The sequence below is a fragment of the Paenibacillus sp. J31R30 genome (genome assembly GCF_059692115.1).
In genome coordinates, this window is record NZ_JCAUAV010000008.1 from 170,206 (window position 1) to 187,695 (window position 17,490).

Consider the following 17,490-nt stretch of genomic DNA (forward strand, 5'->3'; position numbering starts at 1 on the left):
TATAAGCATGAAAGAGGTACGATGTACATGTCACAAATTAGCTATATTTCGTGAACATTCGTGTATAATCATTGATTGAATTGGCAAAATAGGCGTGGATGATTATGGGTTGACGCTCGTTTGCGGCGAGAGTACAATGATATGTGGCTTGTTTATGTCAAAACTTGTCGGATGTTAGTTGTGATTGAATTTTGTTGAGGGGGGAATTGGTTACATTATGAGTAATTCGTATTACTTTCGAAAGATCCACTCGTTACTAGGTGTCATTCCGGTGGGCTTCTTCCTTATTGAGCATTTGCTCACTAACTATGAAGCTACCAAAGGGCCTGAAGCCTTCCTGGATCAAATTAACTGGTTGAACGATTTGCCGTTAAGATTGTTATTGGAAATCGTGGGAATCTGGCTTCCGCTTCTTTATCATGCCGTTTATGGACTTTATGTAGCGTATCAATCACGTAATAACGTATCTAGTTACGGGTATTTCCGTAATACGATGTTTATGTTGCAACGTGTGACAGGGGTACTTACTTTCTTGTTCATTGCATGGCATCTTTTCGAGACTCGTGTTCAAGTTGCCTTAGGCAACGTGGCGCATGAAGCACTCGGCAATACGATGCATGATATTGCGACGAATCCTGTTGTATTTACGTTCTATCTGATTGGGATTGTTTCTGCAACGTTCCATTTCTGTAATGGTTTGTGGTCGTTCCTAGTTAGTTGGGGGATTACAATTGGACCGCGTGCGCAACGCTTTTCGACAATCATTACAATGGGCTTGTTCGTTCTAATGACGGTGATGTTTATCATGTCATTGACTGCATTTACAGATACACAATTTTCGGTTCCAGTAGAAGCGCATACGGGGCATTAAGGGAGGGTGAACAGAAGTGGCTAATTCAAAAATCATCGTCGTCGGCGGAGGCCTTGCGGGACTCATGGCGACAATTAAAGCAGCAGAGGCCGGGGTACATGTACAATTGTTCTCCTTAGTTCCTGTGAAACGTTCCCACTCCGTATGTGCGCAAGGCGGCATTAACGGTGCGGTGAATACGAAGGGTGAAGGTGACTCCACGTGGGAGCACTTTGACGATACAGTTTACGGGGGAGATTTCTTAGCAAATCAACCTCCTGTTAAAGCATTATGCGACGCGGCTCCAGGCATCATTCACTTGATGGACCGTATGGGCGTTATGTTTAACCGTACACCAGAAGGTTTGCTTGATTTCCGTCGTTTCGGTGGTACCAAATATCACCGTACAGCGTTTGCTGGTGCAACGACAGGTCAACAGCTTCTATATGCATTGGATGAGCAAGTACGTCGTTGGGAAACAGCTGGTCTCGTAACGAAATTCGAGCACTGGGAATTCCTAGGTTCGGTTCTGGATGATGAAGGCGTATGCCGTGGTATCGCCGCACAGGATTTGCGCAGCATGGAAATTCAAACGTTCCCATCTGATGCGGTTATCTTAGCAACAGGTGGTCCTGGTATCATTTTCGGGAAAACAACGAATTCCGTTATTAACACGGGTACGGCAGCAAGTGCGGTTTACCAACAAGGTGTTAAATATGCGAATGGTGAGATGATTCAAATTCACCCGACAGCGATTCCAGGAGACGACAAGCTGCGCTTGATGTCCGAATCTGCTCGTGGTGAAGGCGGTCGTATTTGGACATACAAAGACGGTAAGCCATGGTACTTCCTTGAAGAGAAATACCCTGCCTACGGTAACCTTGTGCCTCGTGATATTGCAACACGTGAGATCTTCTCCGTGTGTATTGATCAGAAGCTAGGTATTAACGGCGAAAACATGGTTTACTTGGATCTTTCCCATAAAGACCCGAAAGAGCTGGATATTAAGCTTGGCGGGATTATGGAAATTTACGAGAAATTCATGGGCGACGACCCGCGTAAAATTCCAATGAAGATTTTCCCGGCGGTTCATTATTCCATGGGCGGCATGTGGGTTGACTATAACATGATGACGAACATCCCTGGACTATTCGCAGCAGGTGAGTGTGAGTATCAGCATCACGGTGCTAACCGTTTGGGCGCGAACTCCCTCGTTTCCGCGATCTATGACGGGATGGTTTCCGGACCTAAAGCGGTTGAGTATATTCGCGGTTTATCCAAGCATGCGGATGATACGTCTTCCATCGTATTTGACCGTGAGAAGAAACGTCATACAGATCGTTATGAGAGCTTGCTCAAAATGAATAACGGTACGGAAAATGCGTACGTGCTTCATAAAGAGCTTGGCGACATGATGAATGCCAATATGACGGTTGTGCGTTACAACGATCGTTTGAATGAAACGATTGGCAAGATCAAAGATTTGAAAGAGCGTTACAACAACATCAACATCACGGATACGGCGCGTTGGAACAACCAAGGGGTTGCGTTCACACGCCAGCTTTGGAACATGTTCGAGCTTGCTGAAGCGATGACGGTTGGTGCCTTGATGCGTGATGAGAGTCGTGGTGCACATTACAAACCAGAATTCCCTGAACGTGACGATGACAACTTCATGAAAACGACAATCGCGGATTGGACGCCAGATGGTCCTAAAATTTCGTATGACGAAATTGATGTATCGTTGATTAAGCCTCGTAAACGTGACTACTCCACGGAGAAGAAAAAGGAGGGATCCTGATCATGGCGGAGACACTAAGCGCAACGAAAACCGTGAAGTTTATCGTGACTCGTCAAGAGAGTCCGGATTCTAAACCGTATACGGAGGAGTTCGAAATCCCTTACCGCGCGAACATGAACGTAATCAGCGGTTTGATGGAAGTTCAACGTAACCCGAAGAATGCGAATGGCGACAAAACAACACCAGTATGTTGGGAATCCAACTGTCTGGAAGAAGTATGCGGCGCTTGTTCAATGGTCATTAACGGGAAGCCGCGTCAAGCTTGTTCTGCACTTGTAGATAAGCTAGAGCAGCCGATTCGTGTAGCACCAATGAGCACATTCCCAGTTATGCGTGACCTTGTTATTGATCGTGGACGCATGTTCAACGCGTTGAAAAAGGTTAAAGCATGGGTTCCAATCGATGGAACCTACGATCTTGGTCCTGGACCGCGTATGGCTGAGTCGAAGCGTCAATGGGCTTATGAGTTGTCCAAATGTATGACATGCGGCGTGTGTTTGGAAGCTTGTCCGAACGTAAACGACAAGAACTCGTTTATCGGACCTTCCGCGTTGTCCCAAGTTCGTCTATTCAATGCTCACCCGACAGGTGAGATGAATAAAGACGAGCGTTTGGATACGCTGATGACAGACGGCGGTATCGAAGGCTGTGGGAACTCGCAGAACTGCGTACGCTCCTGTCCGAAGGGTATTCCGCTTACGACGTCCATCGCGGCATTGAATGCAGATACGACGAAGCACTTGTTCAAGAAATGGTTAGGCGTGTAAGCAACGCTGACAGATAGAAAGATAAGCCTGGCCCCCTTTGGGGTGCTAGGCTTTTTTTATTGGCGCTGGCTGGGGCCGCGCGGCGAGCGGGAAGCGGTGAAAAGCAGCAAATAGGAACTCGCGGAGTTCTTATTCCCTCCCAAAGCGGCAATCCTGCGCTTATCTCCCCTCCGAGCTGTAAGTCTCGGAACAACAAAATGACCTGAGCCAGAGTCTCAGGTCGTCTTCAATATGCGTAGAGGTTAGTGAGCTGCGGGGCAGTGAATGGGTTCAGATGCATCATGCTCATTTATAGGGGAAATCAAGTGAGGGTGCTGGGAAGATGGATTGGATGTAAGGAGATCCGCGTAAAGTGGTGAAGATAAATCGAGTGGCACGATTGCCGCGGCAGGTTGTTTGTGCTTATTATCTAACATGTGAATGTGGAAATGAATCGAATACATCGCGACACCTCCGTTTAACTGCCTTATATGTTATATAATATTACGTATTATCTCATTTTGACAACCTATTATTTATTTGTGTTATATATATTGACATGAGCGAACAATCTAAGTATGATATAGACAAAAGTAAGACAACGAAGTGACAACCGCATAGCAAACTTGTTTTCTAGGGTTCCGTAACAGAATGAAGGCTGTTAGTCAGGTCCAAGAGAAGACACACGATGAGCTTCATCGTGCACACGGAGGGATAAAAGCCCGGGAGGATATCAGGATATGATATCATTCCGGGCTTTTTCCTAATCATTTTAAACAGAGAGGGAGTTCGGGGTATGAGACAAAAATCAATTTTTCTGATGTTGGCGCTATTATTAACTTTTACAGTTATCAGTGGTTGTGGGAGTAAAGAGGCAAGTACGAAATCAGGAGGCAGCAATGAGCCGATCAAATTGGCACTAAGTCCATGGCCGGGCTGGTTCGTGTGGTACCTTGTGAAGGAAAAGGGCTTCTTTGAGAAAAATGGTGTGAACGTAGAGCTGGTCTGGTTCCCCGTGTACAGTGACTCCTTATCCGCACTCGCTTCAGGTAAAGTGGATGCAAACAGCCAAACCCTCAGTGATACGCTGGCTCCGGCAAGTAAAGGCATTAAGCTCAAAGCCGTGCTGGTCAATGATAACTCCAATGGCGGCGACGGCGTTGTCGTGAAGCCAAGTATTAATTCTTTGAAAGATTTGAAAGGCAAGAAAGTAGCAACAGAGCTTGGAACAGTCGATCATCTTCTCATGCTGACAGCTCTTGAAAAAGCAGGATTAGCCGAAAAAGACGTCTCCTATACAAATATGACGGTGAATGATGCTGGGCCGGCGTTCATCTCCGGTAACCTGGATGCTGCGGTATTATGGGAACCTTTCCTAAGCAAGGCGATTCAAGAGGGCAAAGGAAAGTTGTTATTCTCATCCAAGGATACACCGGGATTGATTCCAGATTTGCTCGTGTTTAAAGAAGAAATTACGAAAAATCGCCCAGATGACGTGAAAAAAATCATTAACGCTTGGTTCGATGCTTTGGACTACTGGAAAGCGAACCCAGAGGAGTCTCTGAAAATTATGGCTAAAGCGGCTGAGACGCCGGTCGATGAATATAAAGCTGGTGTGGACAGCGTGAAGATTTTCCAATTAGAAGATAATATCAAAGCTTTTGCCAAAGCGGATTCCTACGAGTCACTTGCCTTTACTTCTGGGAAAACAGCTGAATTCTTAAAAGGTTTGGATATGCTGACCACCATACCGAAAGCGGAAACCTTCCTGGATGGCCACTTCGTAGAGGAAGTCATGAAGGAACGCAAGAAATAAAGGCTGAACAGGAGGTCTGCAGATGGAAACGCTGATGAAAAAAAGACGCAAGTCAACATTATTTGCCATACGAGGTGATATTAGCCGCAAATCCTATATGTCTGGCGTCGTGCTGATCGTTGCGATCGTGTTGTTATTCTGGAGCATAATGAGTTACGGCGAGTTCGTAAATCGCACCTTCCTTCCAACACCGGATCAAGTGCTGCGGCAGTTTGGGATTCAACTCCAGAACCCTGTGTTCTGGGAAAATGTTTGGATCAGTATTTTCCGCGTCGGAGGCGGATTCTTACTCGCTTGCTTAATCGGGATCCCACTGGGGATCTTGGCGGGTACGTACCGTTTTGCAGAGGCGCTGCTTGTACCTCCTACAGAATTCATTCGATATATGCCTGCGACAGCGTTCATTCCTTTGATCATGGTTTGGGCGGGAATTGGCGAATGGGCAAAGGTTCTCGTTATCTTCTTAGGGTGTTTCTTCCAGCTGATGCTGATGGTTGCAGACAATACGCGGTCGGTATCCAATGACTTGCTGCAAACCTCATATACGCTCGGTGCGAAACGGTGGCAAGTGATTGAAAAGGTACTTATTCCCGCATTGCTGCCTGATTTGATGAACACACTGCGTTTAATCATTGGGTGGGCATGGACGTATTTGGTTGTAGCGGAGCTGGTAGCGGCAAGCAGTGGGCTTGGATTCTCCATTATGAAGGCGCAGCGTTTCCTCAATACAGATCAAATATTTGTAGGTATCATCGCGATTGGTTTACTCGGCTTACTGACGGATCGTACGTTTGCTTATTGTCATAAGCGGTTTTTCCCATGGCTGGAAGGAGGGCGTTAGATATGGAAGCATTGAACTTGGATTATAACAGCGTGCCCTCTAGCGAAAATAGTGTGACCGTGCGTAAAATCGATGCGGTCGATGTTACCAAGGTGTATAGTACGAAGAAATCGCAATTCGTAGCTTTGGATCGTGTATCCTTTCACGTTGATGCGCATGAGTTTGTTAGCTTTGTAGGTCCTTCGGGCTGCGGGAAGTCGTCCTTATTACGTATCATTGCTGGCTTAGAGCCATTGACGATGGGGGATTTGAGTATTAATGGTCATAAAATTGATGGTCCTGGTGCCGACAGAGGCATGGTCTTCCAGAGCTATACGTTGTTCCCATGGTTAACCGTGCGCGAGAATATCGAATTCGGCTTGACGCTGAAGGGAGTTCCACTGTTCGAAAAGAGAGCCATATCCGATCACTTCATGGAGCTTGTCGGTTTGCATAAATTCGCTAAGTCACTGCCGAAGGAGCTTTCCGGCGGGATGAAGCAGCGTGTTGCGATCGCGCGTGCCTTAGCGAATAATCCGGATGTGCTGCTGATGGATGAACCGTTCGGCGCACTTGATCCACAAACGAAAAATTCCATGCAGGAATTGCTGCTGCGCATTTGGGAAAAGGAAAAGACCACTGTTGTCTTCATTACCCATGACATTGAGGAAGCGATCTTCCTCTCACAGCGGGTGTATGTGATGCAGGCGCATCCAGGCACGATCCGCAGTGAGATTGTTATACCGCGCGGGCTGCGGCAGGTGGAAGATGTGAAGGATTCGGAAGCTTTCGTAAAGCTGAAGAAGCAGATCATTTCGTTGATTGGGCATCATGACGAGTAAGGGGATAAGGACACCATTAGCAGAGTGATCTGCTAGTGGTGTTTTTTTTGAGTTGTTGGGGTGTGGGTGCTAAGAAGGCTGGAATTTGACGAGTAACAGGCTTCTAGCTACAATGAGTTTAAGCATTTCAAGAATGAGGGCATGGGATGAAAAAAAACAAACAAGCTACCATCGTCGATGTTGCTTCTGAGGCAGGTGTGTCCATTGCGACGGTGTCGAATGTGATTAACCGTAGGAAGGTTCCGATGTCACCGGAGACCATTCGTAAAGTGGATGAAGCGGTTGTGCGGTTAGGTTATCGCCGCAACGTCATGGCGACGAATTTAAGTCGACGTCGGTCGAACGAATTGGGACTGATTCTCCCGCATTTTGGCGGGTATTATGGCAGATTTGCCGAGAAGCTGGAACAGAAGTTTCATAGCTATGGCTATCATTTATCGGTATTTTCAGCGGCGGGTATGGATCCTGAAGTTGAGATTCGGCATATTGAGCACTTGTTGCAACGTCGGGTGGACGGATTGGTGTCTCATGGCTTGGCTATGAGTATACACTCTACCCAGCAGTTGGTAGGTGAGGGGACACCGCTTGTTATCTTTAATGGCTGGGGATGGCCGAGTGAGATTGCGAAGCTGGCGGTGAATTTGGATTTTGCCAAGGCGTCGAGTGAAGCTGTGCAGTATTTCATGTCGCATGGCTGCCAAGCAGTCTTCTATGCGGGAAGACGTAAAGGGATGGGCGCGAATGAGCAGCGGATCGATGGTTTTCTAGCGGGGCTAGGCGATAAGACGGAGACAATGGTGCATGCGCTTTTGGACGCCGGAGAGCTGGGCGTGGCTGGCACTTTGGATGAGGCGCTGCGCGTGAGCGGTGACTTGCGGCCTTTAGGTATTTACACGTTCAATGACGCGTTAGCGTTGGAATTGATTGCCGAGTGTCATGAGCGCGGTATTAGCGTTCCCGAGGACGTACAGCTTATTGGTATGGATAATGAGCATTTTGCGAAAGCGAGCTTTCCTTCCATTACGAGCTTCGAGATGCCAGTCGAGCTGCAAACGAGTCTGGTCGCGGCTTTCTTAATGCGGCAGATGGGGGAGGCGCTGGATGAGGAGAGCGAGAAGCTGCTTGATTCGTATTTGGCAGAGATGAAGGGGCATGAGCTGCTCATTGATATGGAAATGGTAGTGCGGAAATCGACGCAAAATGAATAAAAACGGTTGATCACTTGGGGAGCAGTGATCAACCGTTTTTATTTGGTATTTGGGGAAAGGGGACAGAGAGAAGGAAGCAGGTAGTGGTGAGCCAAGTTTCAGGCGCCTGTGTGGCTTTGTTGTTTCATTTGCTTTTGCTGTCGCAGAAAGTCCTTCCCATATTCGCCATGTGGATTTATGCCGGCGTGCTCGATTTGAATCGTGGCATGTTCGATCCCGTACTTGCTTTTCAACGTCTCATTGATCGCGAGTATGACACAGAAAGGCTGAATGTTAGGGCTAATAAACACGTGTGCGGTCAGTGAGTAGTGGTCGGTTGAAACCGCCCAGAGATGCATCTCATGCACATCCTCCACACCTTCTACCTTCGCGATCACAGTGCGGATTTCGTCTAGATTAAACTTTTCGGGGACGGATTCCATCAGGATCATGAAGGATTCTCGAATGATTTTGCCTCCACCTGTAAAAATAATGCCCCCAATTACCATCGATATCAGCGGATCGAACCAGAGCAGGCCTGAATAGTAAATGACAATTGATGAAATGATGACACCTACCGAGCTGAGCAAGTCGCCAAAAAAATGCCAGAGCGCGCTTTGCACATTCAGATTGTCTTCCTCCTTGACGCTGTTATGGAGTACCAACGTGAGCACGAGGTTAACAACGAAACCGATCGAAGCAATGCCCAGCATAAGTCCCAATTGAATGGGCTGAGGGTGAATGACACGCTGGATGCCTTCGATAAAAATGCCCAACGCGATGATACAAAGCGCCAATCCGTTCAAAAAAGATGCGACAATCTCAAATCGCAGGAATCCAAAAGTGAAGCGGGCATTGGGCTGACGCGTCGCAAGCTGCAAGGCAACCATGCTCAGACCTAACGCAAATACATCTGAAATCATATGGGCAGAATCGGATAAAAGAGCCAGGGAATTCGAGAGCACCCCACCGACAATTTCAACAATGGTGAAAAATGCAGTTAAAATGAGGGTGACCCATAGGGTTTTTCTTGACTTACTTTGTTCTTTCACGTGGTGGAGATGATGATAGTCATACTCGACGCTCATAGGGTTCCTCCTTATTTAGAATAATTCTAATTAGTATATATTTAGTATATGCCACATGGGTGAAAGGTGCAACTGAATTTGTGGGAGGAATTTAGTTAATAAATAAAGCGTTTTCTAATTTGTAACAGAAATGAAATATTCCTGTTATGGTTCCATAATGTTCACTTGGTAATATAATAAACAAGACCCCCTTTTTAATATAAACATTTAGAACCTGGCCCCGTTGGCTGGGTTCCTTTTTTTGTGTGTTTGGGGAGGAATGCTTGATACATAAGGGTTTGCCAGATGTAGGATTTGGCGAATTGCCTATGCTGTGTGCCAGTGCCAAGTTTACTGAGTACTCCCACTTTTCGAATCTAAATAAAATAGTTCTAAAGACACTGTTTTGTGCTCTATCATAGTCGAAAAAGTCTAATTTCTAGGTTATTTTGAGAAGGATTTTGCCAAATCTTGTCGAATTTCAGTAATATAGACATTACGAAATACACATCTAAACTCAAGGAGGCATTTACCGCATTATGCAACAAAAGAAATTGATGATCTTTTTTTTAATGTTCGTTTTTTTGGTTACTACTTTCACACTTCCAGCAGCGCACGCAACAGTTCCTTCCGGATTACCAGATCAAGTGAATATTAGTGACCCGAGAGGATTGGCATATCATGATGGTTTTATTTATGTAGCTCAAAGGGGAGGCGGAAAGATATCAAGAATTTCTACCTCTACAGGTATTGTGAGTGACGTAGTGGAAGCTAATGCTATTTCGAGCGTTATGTCAGTGGCCATTAACAGTCAAGGAGATTTGTTCTATACAAGGGACAGTGACTTGAACATTTATAAAATTCAAGCATCGAACCTGACAACTTTACCCTTGACCGCAGCCAATGTAACAAGTTTCAAAACAACTTACTATACAGGAACTAATAATTATTTGTATGGACTTGCATTTGATGCTAGTGATGTATTGTACTTTTCGTCTGCTGGCGCAGATTCGATTTATAAGATTGTCACAGGCAGTGCTGTTCCAGTAGTAACTAATTTGAGTTCAGACCCCTATGGACTTAACTTCGATACAGCGGGCAATCTTCACTTCAACTATACAAGTTCAAATATATACAAAGTGAATCAAGCTGATCTGGCTTCAATGGCAGCTAATGACCCAAATAAAATTATAAACGAAGGTGCCTCAGGGGGATCTTCATATGGGATCGTATTTCTCCCGGATGGCACTCATTATATTTCCCGTTTATCTTCTCCTCAAATGATCAAAAAGCACAGTTTTCCAGCAGATTACATTGCATTAGCGAAGACATTGATACCTGACAGTGTAACGGTTACAGAAAGCACATATTCCAATTTAATAACTTACTTGAATGGATTACCAGGAATGACAGACACCGGTGTCACTTTCTCTTTGGTGTCATCCAATTCGCATGTATTGAATAATGGTACAATCAACTATTCAAGACCAGATGAATCAGGAAACGTTCTAATAAATATAAACAAGTCTGGAATTACAGATTCGACAACAATATTAGTTCATGTCGTTGCTACGATTACAGTAGTACCTAACGTTACCAATGCAACGTACTCGTCAACACCATCCAGCATTACTTTGTTATGGCAAAATCCCGCGGTGGCGATAAACGGGATAAAAATTGTTAATGGTAATGATGAAGTCATTACTACCATTACTTCAAACACATATACGATTGATGGATTAACTCCTAGCACCACTTACGACTATAAAATCGTCGTGCTGGATGAATTCAACACGGAGTCTTCTGGCGTCAATGTTTCTGCTTCCACATTAAGGGCGATTACTTCACTAACAGCGAATCCCAGCAATTTTAATTTGCTAGCAGGTTCTACTGCTTCGACGGTCGTAACAGCGACTTATTCAGATAGCAGTACATTAGATGTAACCAGACAGTTAACTTGGAGCTCAAGTTACCCACTAGTGGCTAGAATATCTAATCAAGGCGTTATTTCCGGATTAACGGCAGGTGTAGCGACGATTAATGGTACATTGGAAGGTCGGTCTATTAGCATTTCCGTTACAGTTACAAGAAACGGTGACGACACACCATCAATTCCTTCCACACCAACTGTGCCGGTGTCACCTCCTGCTTCATTACCAGATGTTTTCAACAGTGATATTGTTAAAACGGATTTAAGTGTTGTAAGTAATATTAAGTCTAGACTCGATGAGTCTAACAGCCATGACACTACAGTCTCATTTTCAGATACAAATTCACACTGGGCAAAGAAATCTATTGATCTTTTTGTTAAGTTAAAGATTGTTGATGGATATGCGGATGGGAGCTTTAAACCAGATGGTCAAGTAACTCGAGCGGAATTTGCAACCCTCATTAATCGTATATTTAATATCAGTAATGGAGACAAAGAACAGGTTGTGTTGAATGATATCAGTGCTCATTGGGCGAAAGCTACAATTGAGAAGCTGGCAAGCGCAGGTGTGTTGAACGGATACGGCGAGGAGTTTCGCCCCAATCAGTTCATTACGAGAGCTGAAATGGTAGCCATTATTAGTCGCATTGTGAATATGCAAAACGTTCAAAAAAATGCACAAGTGGGATCGTACTCGGATATTGGACAATCTTTTGCTTCTGAGCAAATTACGGATGCTTTAAAATCGGGTATCATTACTGGTAGAGATGCAGACAAATTTGATCCAGAAGCTCCTTCGACAAGAGCGGAAGCACTAACGGTGATCCTTAACACACTTAATCTCAATCAACAAATTAAAACAATGCTTAATGAAATAAAATACAAATAACTAAAAGAGGAGCCTATGGCTCCTCTTTTAGTTATTTTAGGGGCAGGAGGGGAAAGTTGGAAACTTCAGCGCGGATGGTACCGATTTTACAGAAAATATTAGCAATTTATTAGCGACCTCATGGAAAGATTAATCATTTTCTTGTATGGATCTAATATTTGACGTGTATGATTCCATAGTAGGAAAGACTACTATCCACATTTTTAAGGGGGTCCCACAAAGGGATGCGAAAACAAATGAAATTGACCAATAGGATGTTACAACTCTTTACTTTTCGAAAGCTAGCTACACGGTTCACCATGACAACACTGCTCATCGCAGTTGTTATCGTCGTGTCTATGTCGATCGCGTTATTTATACCAAATTCTTCGATGTTTCAAGAGCAAATCACGAAGGAAATTGCACTTAAAACAGATATTGTAGCGGCCAAAATGGATGAAGAGCTGCAGAAGAAGCTTGCTAAGCTTGAAGCTGCTGCGAGTTTCGGGAAGGGGCTCGATACAGATGCGCAGGAACAGCACCAGTTCGCCGTTTCATTTTCAAAGGAAAATCCTGAATTTACAGGCTTGGCTTATTCACTTGATGTAACTGGTAAAAATGCAGTAACCAATACCGGGATAAAGTTGGATGCATCCACACGCCCGTACATCAAGTCAATTGCGGAAGGGAAATCGGTCATTGGTGACCCAGTTCCGTCTACGAATGATCCGACGAAGCTGATTATCACTTTTGCGGTTCCGTTGATGAAAGATGGCAAGCCGTTCGGCTTTTACGCTGCGGGTGCTGAGATTAGTGCGGCGACGAAAAGTGTGAGTGAAGCGAAAATCGGCGACACCGGATACGCCATTCTGATGGACAGCAAGGGAACGGTCGTTAATCATCCTGACCCTGCATTAGTTATGAAAAAGACAGTTTATGATATTAATATCCCTGAGGTCATAAGCGCGTTCGAGTCTTCTAAAAATGGCAAAGATACGAGCTATTCCTATACATATAATGGTATTAAGAAAATCGGATACTCCAGCTCGACGAGAAATCACTTCGTTATCCAGCTGTCGGTGCCGGAGAAAGAGCTTTTGTCACCAATCACTAAAATGATGCAAACGACCGTGCTTACGGCCGTGATCGTCACCTTATTGGCGCTAGTCGCGACTTACTTTTTTGCTAATCGTATGACTCGTCCTATTGTGTATATCACTAGTATCGTGAAAGAGCTTGCTCAAGGTGATTTGAGACCTCGAATTGAATTGACATCCAAGGACGAACTTGGTTTGCTCGCTGAGCATATGAATGACATGTTGGATTCGCTTTCCGATACGATTAAGCAAGTACATTTGGCTTCGGAAAGTGTGGCTTCATCCGCCGAGGAAATTACAGCAAGCACAGATGAAGTCGCTAAAGGAAGCGTAGATCAGGCGGATCGCGCGCGTAAGATGACAGACTTGTTCGAGAGTCTGGAATATGCCATTCAGCAGGTTGCTTCCAGTGCAGAGGATGCCAAGGACCTCACGCAAGAAGCGGTGAGCATCGCGAAGGAAGGCACAGGGATTATTAACCAGTCGATTGATAAAATGGAACAAGTGAATCAGCAAATGACGTTGCTAGAAAACGATTCAAAGCAAATTGGAGCCATTATTGAGGTTATTAATGATATTGCGGAGCAAACCAATTTACTAGCATTGAATGCAGCGATTGAAGCGGCTCGAGCAGGCGAGCAAGGGCGTGGATTCGCGGTTGTAGCTGATGAAGTGCGCAAATTGGCTGAACGAAGCGGTGAAGCGACGAAACAGATTGAAGGTATTATTAATGGGATGCAGGCGAGTACCTCGAAATGCGTTCGAGCTGTCAGTGACGGAGTGTTACAATTTGCACAAACGCGGCATTCCTTCGATAGCATTGTGTTAAAAGTGGATGAAACATCGAATAAAGTTAGCGAAATTGCAGGATCGAGCATAGAGCAATCCACCAAAGCTTCGGAAGTGTTGTATACGATTGAGTCCGTTGCGTCGATTAGCGAGCAAGCCGCAGCTGCATCAGAAGAAACGGCAGCAGCTTCACAAGAGCTGTCATCTCTCGCTGAGAAATTACACGGTGCGGTAGAAATATTCAAATATAAGTGAAATGAATAAAACGATCATAATGTATTGTTAAAAGGAGTGGGACGATGAATAGATTAGTTGGACTTGGAGAATGGGTGTGTTCGAACGATGAAACGGATACGATCGTTACTTACAGTCTCTCATCCTGTGTAGCTGTAGCTGTCTATTGTCCGATAAAAAAAGTCGCAGGGCTGATTCATATCGTACTGCCTGCGCCATATTCGGAGAAGGATGTAAGCACGCGACCTGGTCATTTCGCTACGACAGGCGTTCCTCTATTAATCCGTAAAATGGTGGAGAAGTACGGATGTCTGAAAGAAAATCTCCGTATTCACCTGTACGGTGGAGCGAATTCACGGAAGGGAGATTCCTTTCAAATCGGCAGCAGGAACCTCGAACAAGTGCATAATATGCTTCGAAGTTTGAATATGAGGCCGAGAATCTCCGAAGTCGGAGGACATTTCAGCCGGTCAGTTGCCTTGAGTGTGAAAACCGGTGAAATCCAACTTTCGATGACGCCGTTGAACTTCTAAAAACAACCATATATAGGGATATAAGTTTAAGGGGTAAGCGTAGCTTACCCCTTCATTATGTTCACAGGTGGCAAAAATGCAAAAGAGCATCCTTTTCAGGGGAATTCTCTTTAACTATTTAAATACATGCAAAAAGGCATCTTTTCGGGTCGGAAAGGTCTAAACAGAGCTGAACATACAGAAATTGATGCCTTTTCGCATTAATTTTAACTGATATCTTGTATTTGATAGAGAAAAGTTGCACTTTTGCATTTCTCAGTAGAGGGAGAGTATGCTGGTTGGGAAGTTTAGACGCCGATCGAGTTACCACTCGTTGCGGACAGAATTTACTTCGAAGCTTATCTTCACTTTGTGGGGGAGAATAGCGGCAGCTTCATCCTCGAAGGACTTCGATAGAAGTTTTTCTCATCGTTAATGGACGAAGCGCCTGGCTCTCGTCCACGTGCACGAAAGCATCGTACCGCCGAGCCATCACCGAGGGAACATAGTTCCCTCGCTCCGCAGTGGGGCGGTACACAACACCGATGGCACGGTGCCCCAGCACCTCGTGCCCGAGCAGCGGATCCTCCTGGCGAAGCAGGAGGATCTGATCATGCGCGCCAGCGCGATGCATGAGCTCTTCCCAGCTGCCCTGCTTGGCAGCGGGCACTTGCATCGTCGCCATCGGCGCGCCCCAAGCTTTCGCGGCAATGACGGTGCCGCGGTAGGTGCCGAAGCCGATGGCGAACACATTGGCTTCGCCGTGCGCTTCGCGCACAAGCTGGCCGACGTTGACCATGCCGTCGGCCAGCATATCCGTTGCACGCGCATCGCCGATGTGCGTGTTGTGCTCCCAGACGATGACTTTGGCGTCTGGGCCGTGGTAGTCGGCGAGGCGGCGCAGCGCCTCGACCATGTGTCGGTCGCGGACGTTCCACGATTCCGCGTCGTGTCTGACCATGGTGCTGTAATAATCCTCAGCATTCACAGCAGCAAGCGCGTTCAATTCAGCACTAAGGGCAGCTTCGCTGTCCTCGTCGTATCGAACGCGTTGTGCGTGAAGCTCCTTCAGCAGCTTCACGACATCATCCTTACAGCTTTCGCCGTAGAAAGCTGCGGAAACGCCGTAGTTTTGCCCCTCCTTTTCATAGGAGTCAAAGCACTCAAAGGCTTTGCGGGCCAAAGCCAACTGCTCAGGCGTACCTTTTTCTTGCAAGTAGCGTTCGATTTCTTCCAAAGACTCCCATAAACTATAGACATCGAGCCCATAAAAACCAACTCGCTGCTCTACTTTCTTATCTGCATTGTGTTGATGGAGCCATTCCATCAATTCCCCAACTTCTTCATTCGCCCACATCCACGTTGGCCAGCGATTGAAGGTTTCCATAACCGCACGAGCGTTTGGCTTCGCATCTTTATACTGCTTCACATAGCGGTTAACCTCGTAGCAGGAAGGCCAATCTCCCTCAACCGCAATAAAGGAGAATCCCTTCGTTTCAATCAATTTTCGACTTAATTCCATGCGCAGCTTATAAAATTCAGAAGTACCATGCGTGGCCTCGCCAAGTAAAACGTACTTCTTATCGCCAATCGCTTCGATTAAAACATCCAAATCATCGGAGTTGTTCAAGGGCACAGCATGCTTCTTAATTTGTTCCACAATGAGTCCATCCATATTCACTTGATTTTACTCCTATTCCTTATGAGTTTTCTTACGTAGTATGCACAAAAAGCGTAGATAAAATTGGAAATTTTCAAATCAGTTCACGTATGACACGGGAGAGTGGAGATGCAGCGCAAAAGCTTGCCCTATTTTTTACTTGCTTGTAAGATAGCTGCATTGCTATAATCAAGTTAGTAAGTTCAATGAATAAACTAATTAGCTCGATCTAAAGGAGAAAATGGCTATGAATACACCTGTAACGCCTAAACAACCGCTAGTCACGCACATTTTTACCGCCGATCCTTCCGCTCATGTATTTAATGGAAAAATTTATATTTATCCTTCTCACGATCTAGATCATGATGAACCTTCCAATGATAATGGTGATCAGTATAAAATGGAGGACTATCATGTGCTTTCCATGGATGATTTTAATTCTCCTTGTGTCGACCACGGTGAAGCGCTGCACTTGAAAAATATTCCATGGGCCGAGCAGCAATTATGGGCTCCAGATGCCGCATTTAAGAACAATACGTACTACCTTTTTTTCCCGGCAAGAGATCATGATGGTATTTTTCGCATCGGGGTAGCCACAAGCTACTCTCCGACTGGACCTTTCACTCCGCAAGAAAATTATATTCCGGGCAGTTTCAGTATTGACCCCGCTGTGTTTGTGGATGAAGATGACAAGGCTTATATGTATTTCGGCGGCCTGTGGGGAGGCCAGTTAGAGAAATGGCAGACGGGTACGTTTATTGCGGACGCTGCCGGTCCTGCTGAATCCGAGCCTGCGTTGGGACCGCAAGTGGCGGAACTGTCTGAGGATATGTTGACGTTCAAGGAAGCGCCTCGAGAAATTTCGATTGTCGATGAAGAGGGCAATCCGTTAGTTGCCGGAGACGAGGATAGAAGATACTTTGAAGGGCCGTGGATGCACAAATACAATGGCTACTACTATCTTTCCTACTCCACTGGTTCGACGCACTACTTAGTGTATGCAATGAGTAAGAGCCCGACGGGCCCGTTTGTTTTCAAAGGCACGATTCTTAAGCCAGTTATCGGTTGGACTACCCATCATTCCATCGTCCAATTTGAGGATAAATGGTATTTATTTTACCATGACAGCTCCTTGTCTGACGGCGTTGATCACAAGCGCTGCGTGAAATATACCGAGCTCAATTATAATGAAGATGGTACGATTCAAACGATTGATCCTTATAAAGAGTAACTAAAAAGGCAGTTCCAGTCTCGAACCGCACTATAGCACT

General features: G+C 45.5%; 13 protein-coding genes and 1 riboswitch. Of the genes, 11 read left to right on the forward strand and 2 right to left on the reverse strand.

Annotated elements, in window-relative coordinates; translation table 11 throughout:
* Positions 1 to 214: 214 nt before the first annotated feature.
* From AC58QO_RS23955 to AC58QO_RS23985, 7 genes are all read left to right on the forward strand, one after another.
* Positions 215 to 871, forward strand: a complete 657-nt coding sequence (locus AC58QO_RS23955; protein WP_497270032.1) for a succinate dehydrogenase cytochrome b558 subunit — start codon at positions 215 to 217, stop codon at positions 869 to 871.
* Positions 872 to 887: 16 nt separating this feature from the next.
* Positions 888 to 2,651, forward strand: a complete 1,764-nt coding sequence (sdhA, locus tag AC58QO_RS23960) for a succinate dehydrogenase flavoprotein subunit (RefSeq protein ID WP_497269921.1) — start codon at positions 888 to 890, stop codon at positions 2,649 to 2,651.
* Between the two features lie 2 nt (positions 2,652 to 2,653).
* A complete protein-coding gene (gene sdhB / locus AC58QO_RS23965; protein WP_057313085.1) occupies positions 2,654 to 3,418 on the forward strand; it encodes a succinate dehydrogenase iron-sulfur subunit in 765 nt (254 codons plus the stop codon).
* A 601-nt stretch (positions 3,419 to 4,019) separates the two neighbouring features.
* Positions 4,020 to 4,128, forward strand: a riboswitch (guanidine-I (ykkC/yxkD leader).
* 65 nt (positions 4,129 to 4,193) lie between these two features.
* Positions 4,194 to 5,213, forward strand: a complete 1,020-nt coding sequence (locus AC58QO_RS23970; protein ID WP_497269923.1) for an ABC transporter substrate-binding protein — start codon at positions 4,194 to 4,196, stop codon at positions 5,211 to 5,213.
* A gap of 22 nt (positions 5,214 to 5,235) precedes the next feature.
* Entirely contained in the window at positions 5,236 to 6,054 is an 819-nt protein-coding gene (locus AC58QO_RS23975; RefSeq protein WP_497269925.1) for an ABC transporter permease, read from the forward strand.
* Between the two features lie 2 nt (positions 6,055 to 6,056).
* Entirely contained in the window at positions 6,057 to 6,875 is an 819-nt protein-coding gene (locus AC58QO_RS23980; RefSeq protein WP_497269927.1) for an ABC transporter ATP-binding protein, read from the forward strand.
* Positions 6,876 to 7,021: 146 nt separating this feature from the next.
* On the forward strand, positions 7,022 to 8,083 hold the full coding sequence (locus AC58QO_RS23985) for a LacI family DNA-binding transcriptional regulator (protein WP_497269928.1): 1,062 nt from the start codon (positions 7,022 to 7,024) through the stop codon (positions 8,081 to 8,083).
* Positions 8,084 to 8,181: 98 nt separating this feature from the next.
* Here the strand turns inward: AC58QO_RS23985 and AC58QO_RS23990 are convergent, their stop codons facing one another.
* A complete protein-coding gene (locus AC58QO_RS23990; RefSeq protein ID WP_497269930.1) occupies positions 8,182 to 9,150 on the reverse strand; it encodes a cation diffusion facilitator family transporter in 969 nt (322 codons plus the stop codon).
* Positions 9,151 to 9,668: 518 nt separating this feature from the next.
* On the opposite strand from AC58QO_RS23990, the gene AC58QO_RS23995 reads away from it, so the two are divergent.
* From AC58QO_RS23995 to AC58QO_RS24005, 3 genes are all read left to right on the forward strand, one after another.
* Complete coding sequence (locus AC58QO_RS23995) at positions 9,669 to 11,948, forward strand: S-layer homology domain-containing protein (RefSeq protein ID WP_497269932.1); 2,280 nt, start codon at positions 9,669 to 9,671, stop codon at positions 11,946 to 11,948.
* A 224-nt stretch (positions 11,949 to 12,172) separates the two neighbouring features.
* On the forward strand, positions 12,173 to 14,068 hold the full coding sequence (locus AC58QO_RS24000) for a methyl-accepting chemotaxis protein (RefSeq protein WP_497269934.1): 1,896 nt from the start codon (positions 12,173 to 12,175) through the stop codon (positions 14,066 to 14,068).
* A 44-nt stretch (positions 14,069 to 14,112) separates the two neighbouring features.
* Positions 14,113 to 14,580, forward strand: a complete 468-nt coding sequence (locus tag AC58QO_RS24005; protein ID WP_497269936.1) for a hypothetical protein — start codon at positions 14,113 to 14,115, stop codon at positions 14,578 to 14,580.
* Positions 14,581 to 14,953: 373 nt separating this feature from the next.
* On the opposite strand, the gene AC58QO_RS24010 is transcribed toward AC58QO_RS24005, so the two are convergent.
* A complete protein-coding gene (locus tag AC58QO_RS24010) occupies positions 14,954 to 16,234 on the reverse strand; it encodes an erythromycin esterase family protein (RefSeq protein ID WP_497270034.1) in 1,281 nt (426 codons plus the stop codon).
* 232 nt (positions 16,235 to 16,466) lie between these two features.
* Here AC58QO_RS24010 and AC58QO_RS24015 point away from each other — a divergent pair, with 232 nt between their 5' ends.
* Entirely contained in the window at positions 16,467 to 17,450 is a 984-nt protein-coding gene (locus AC58QO_RS24015; protein ID WP_497269938.1) for a glycoside hydrolase family 43 protein, read from the forward strand.
* Positions 17,451 to 17,490: the final 40 nt, after the last annotated feature.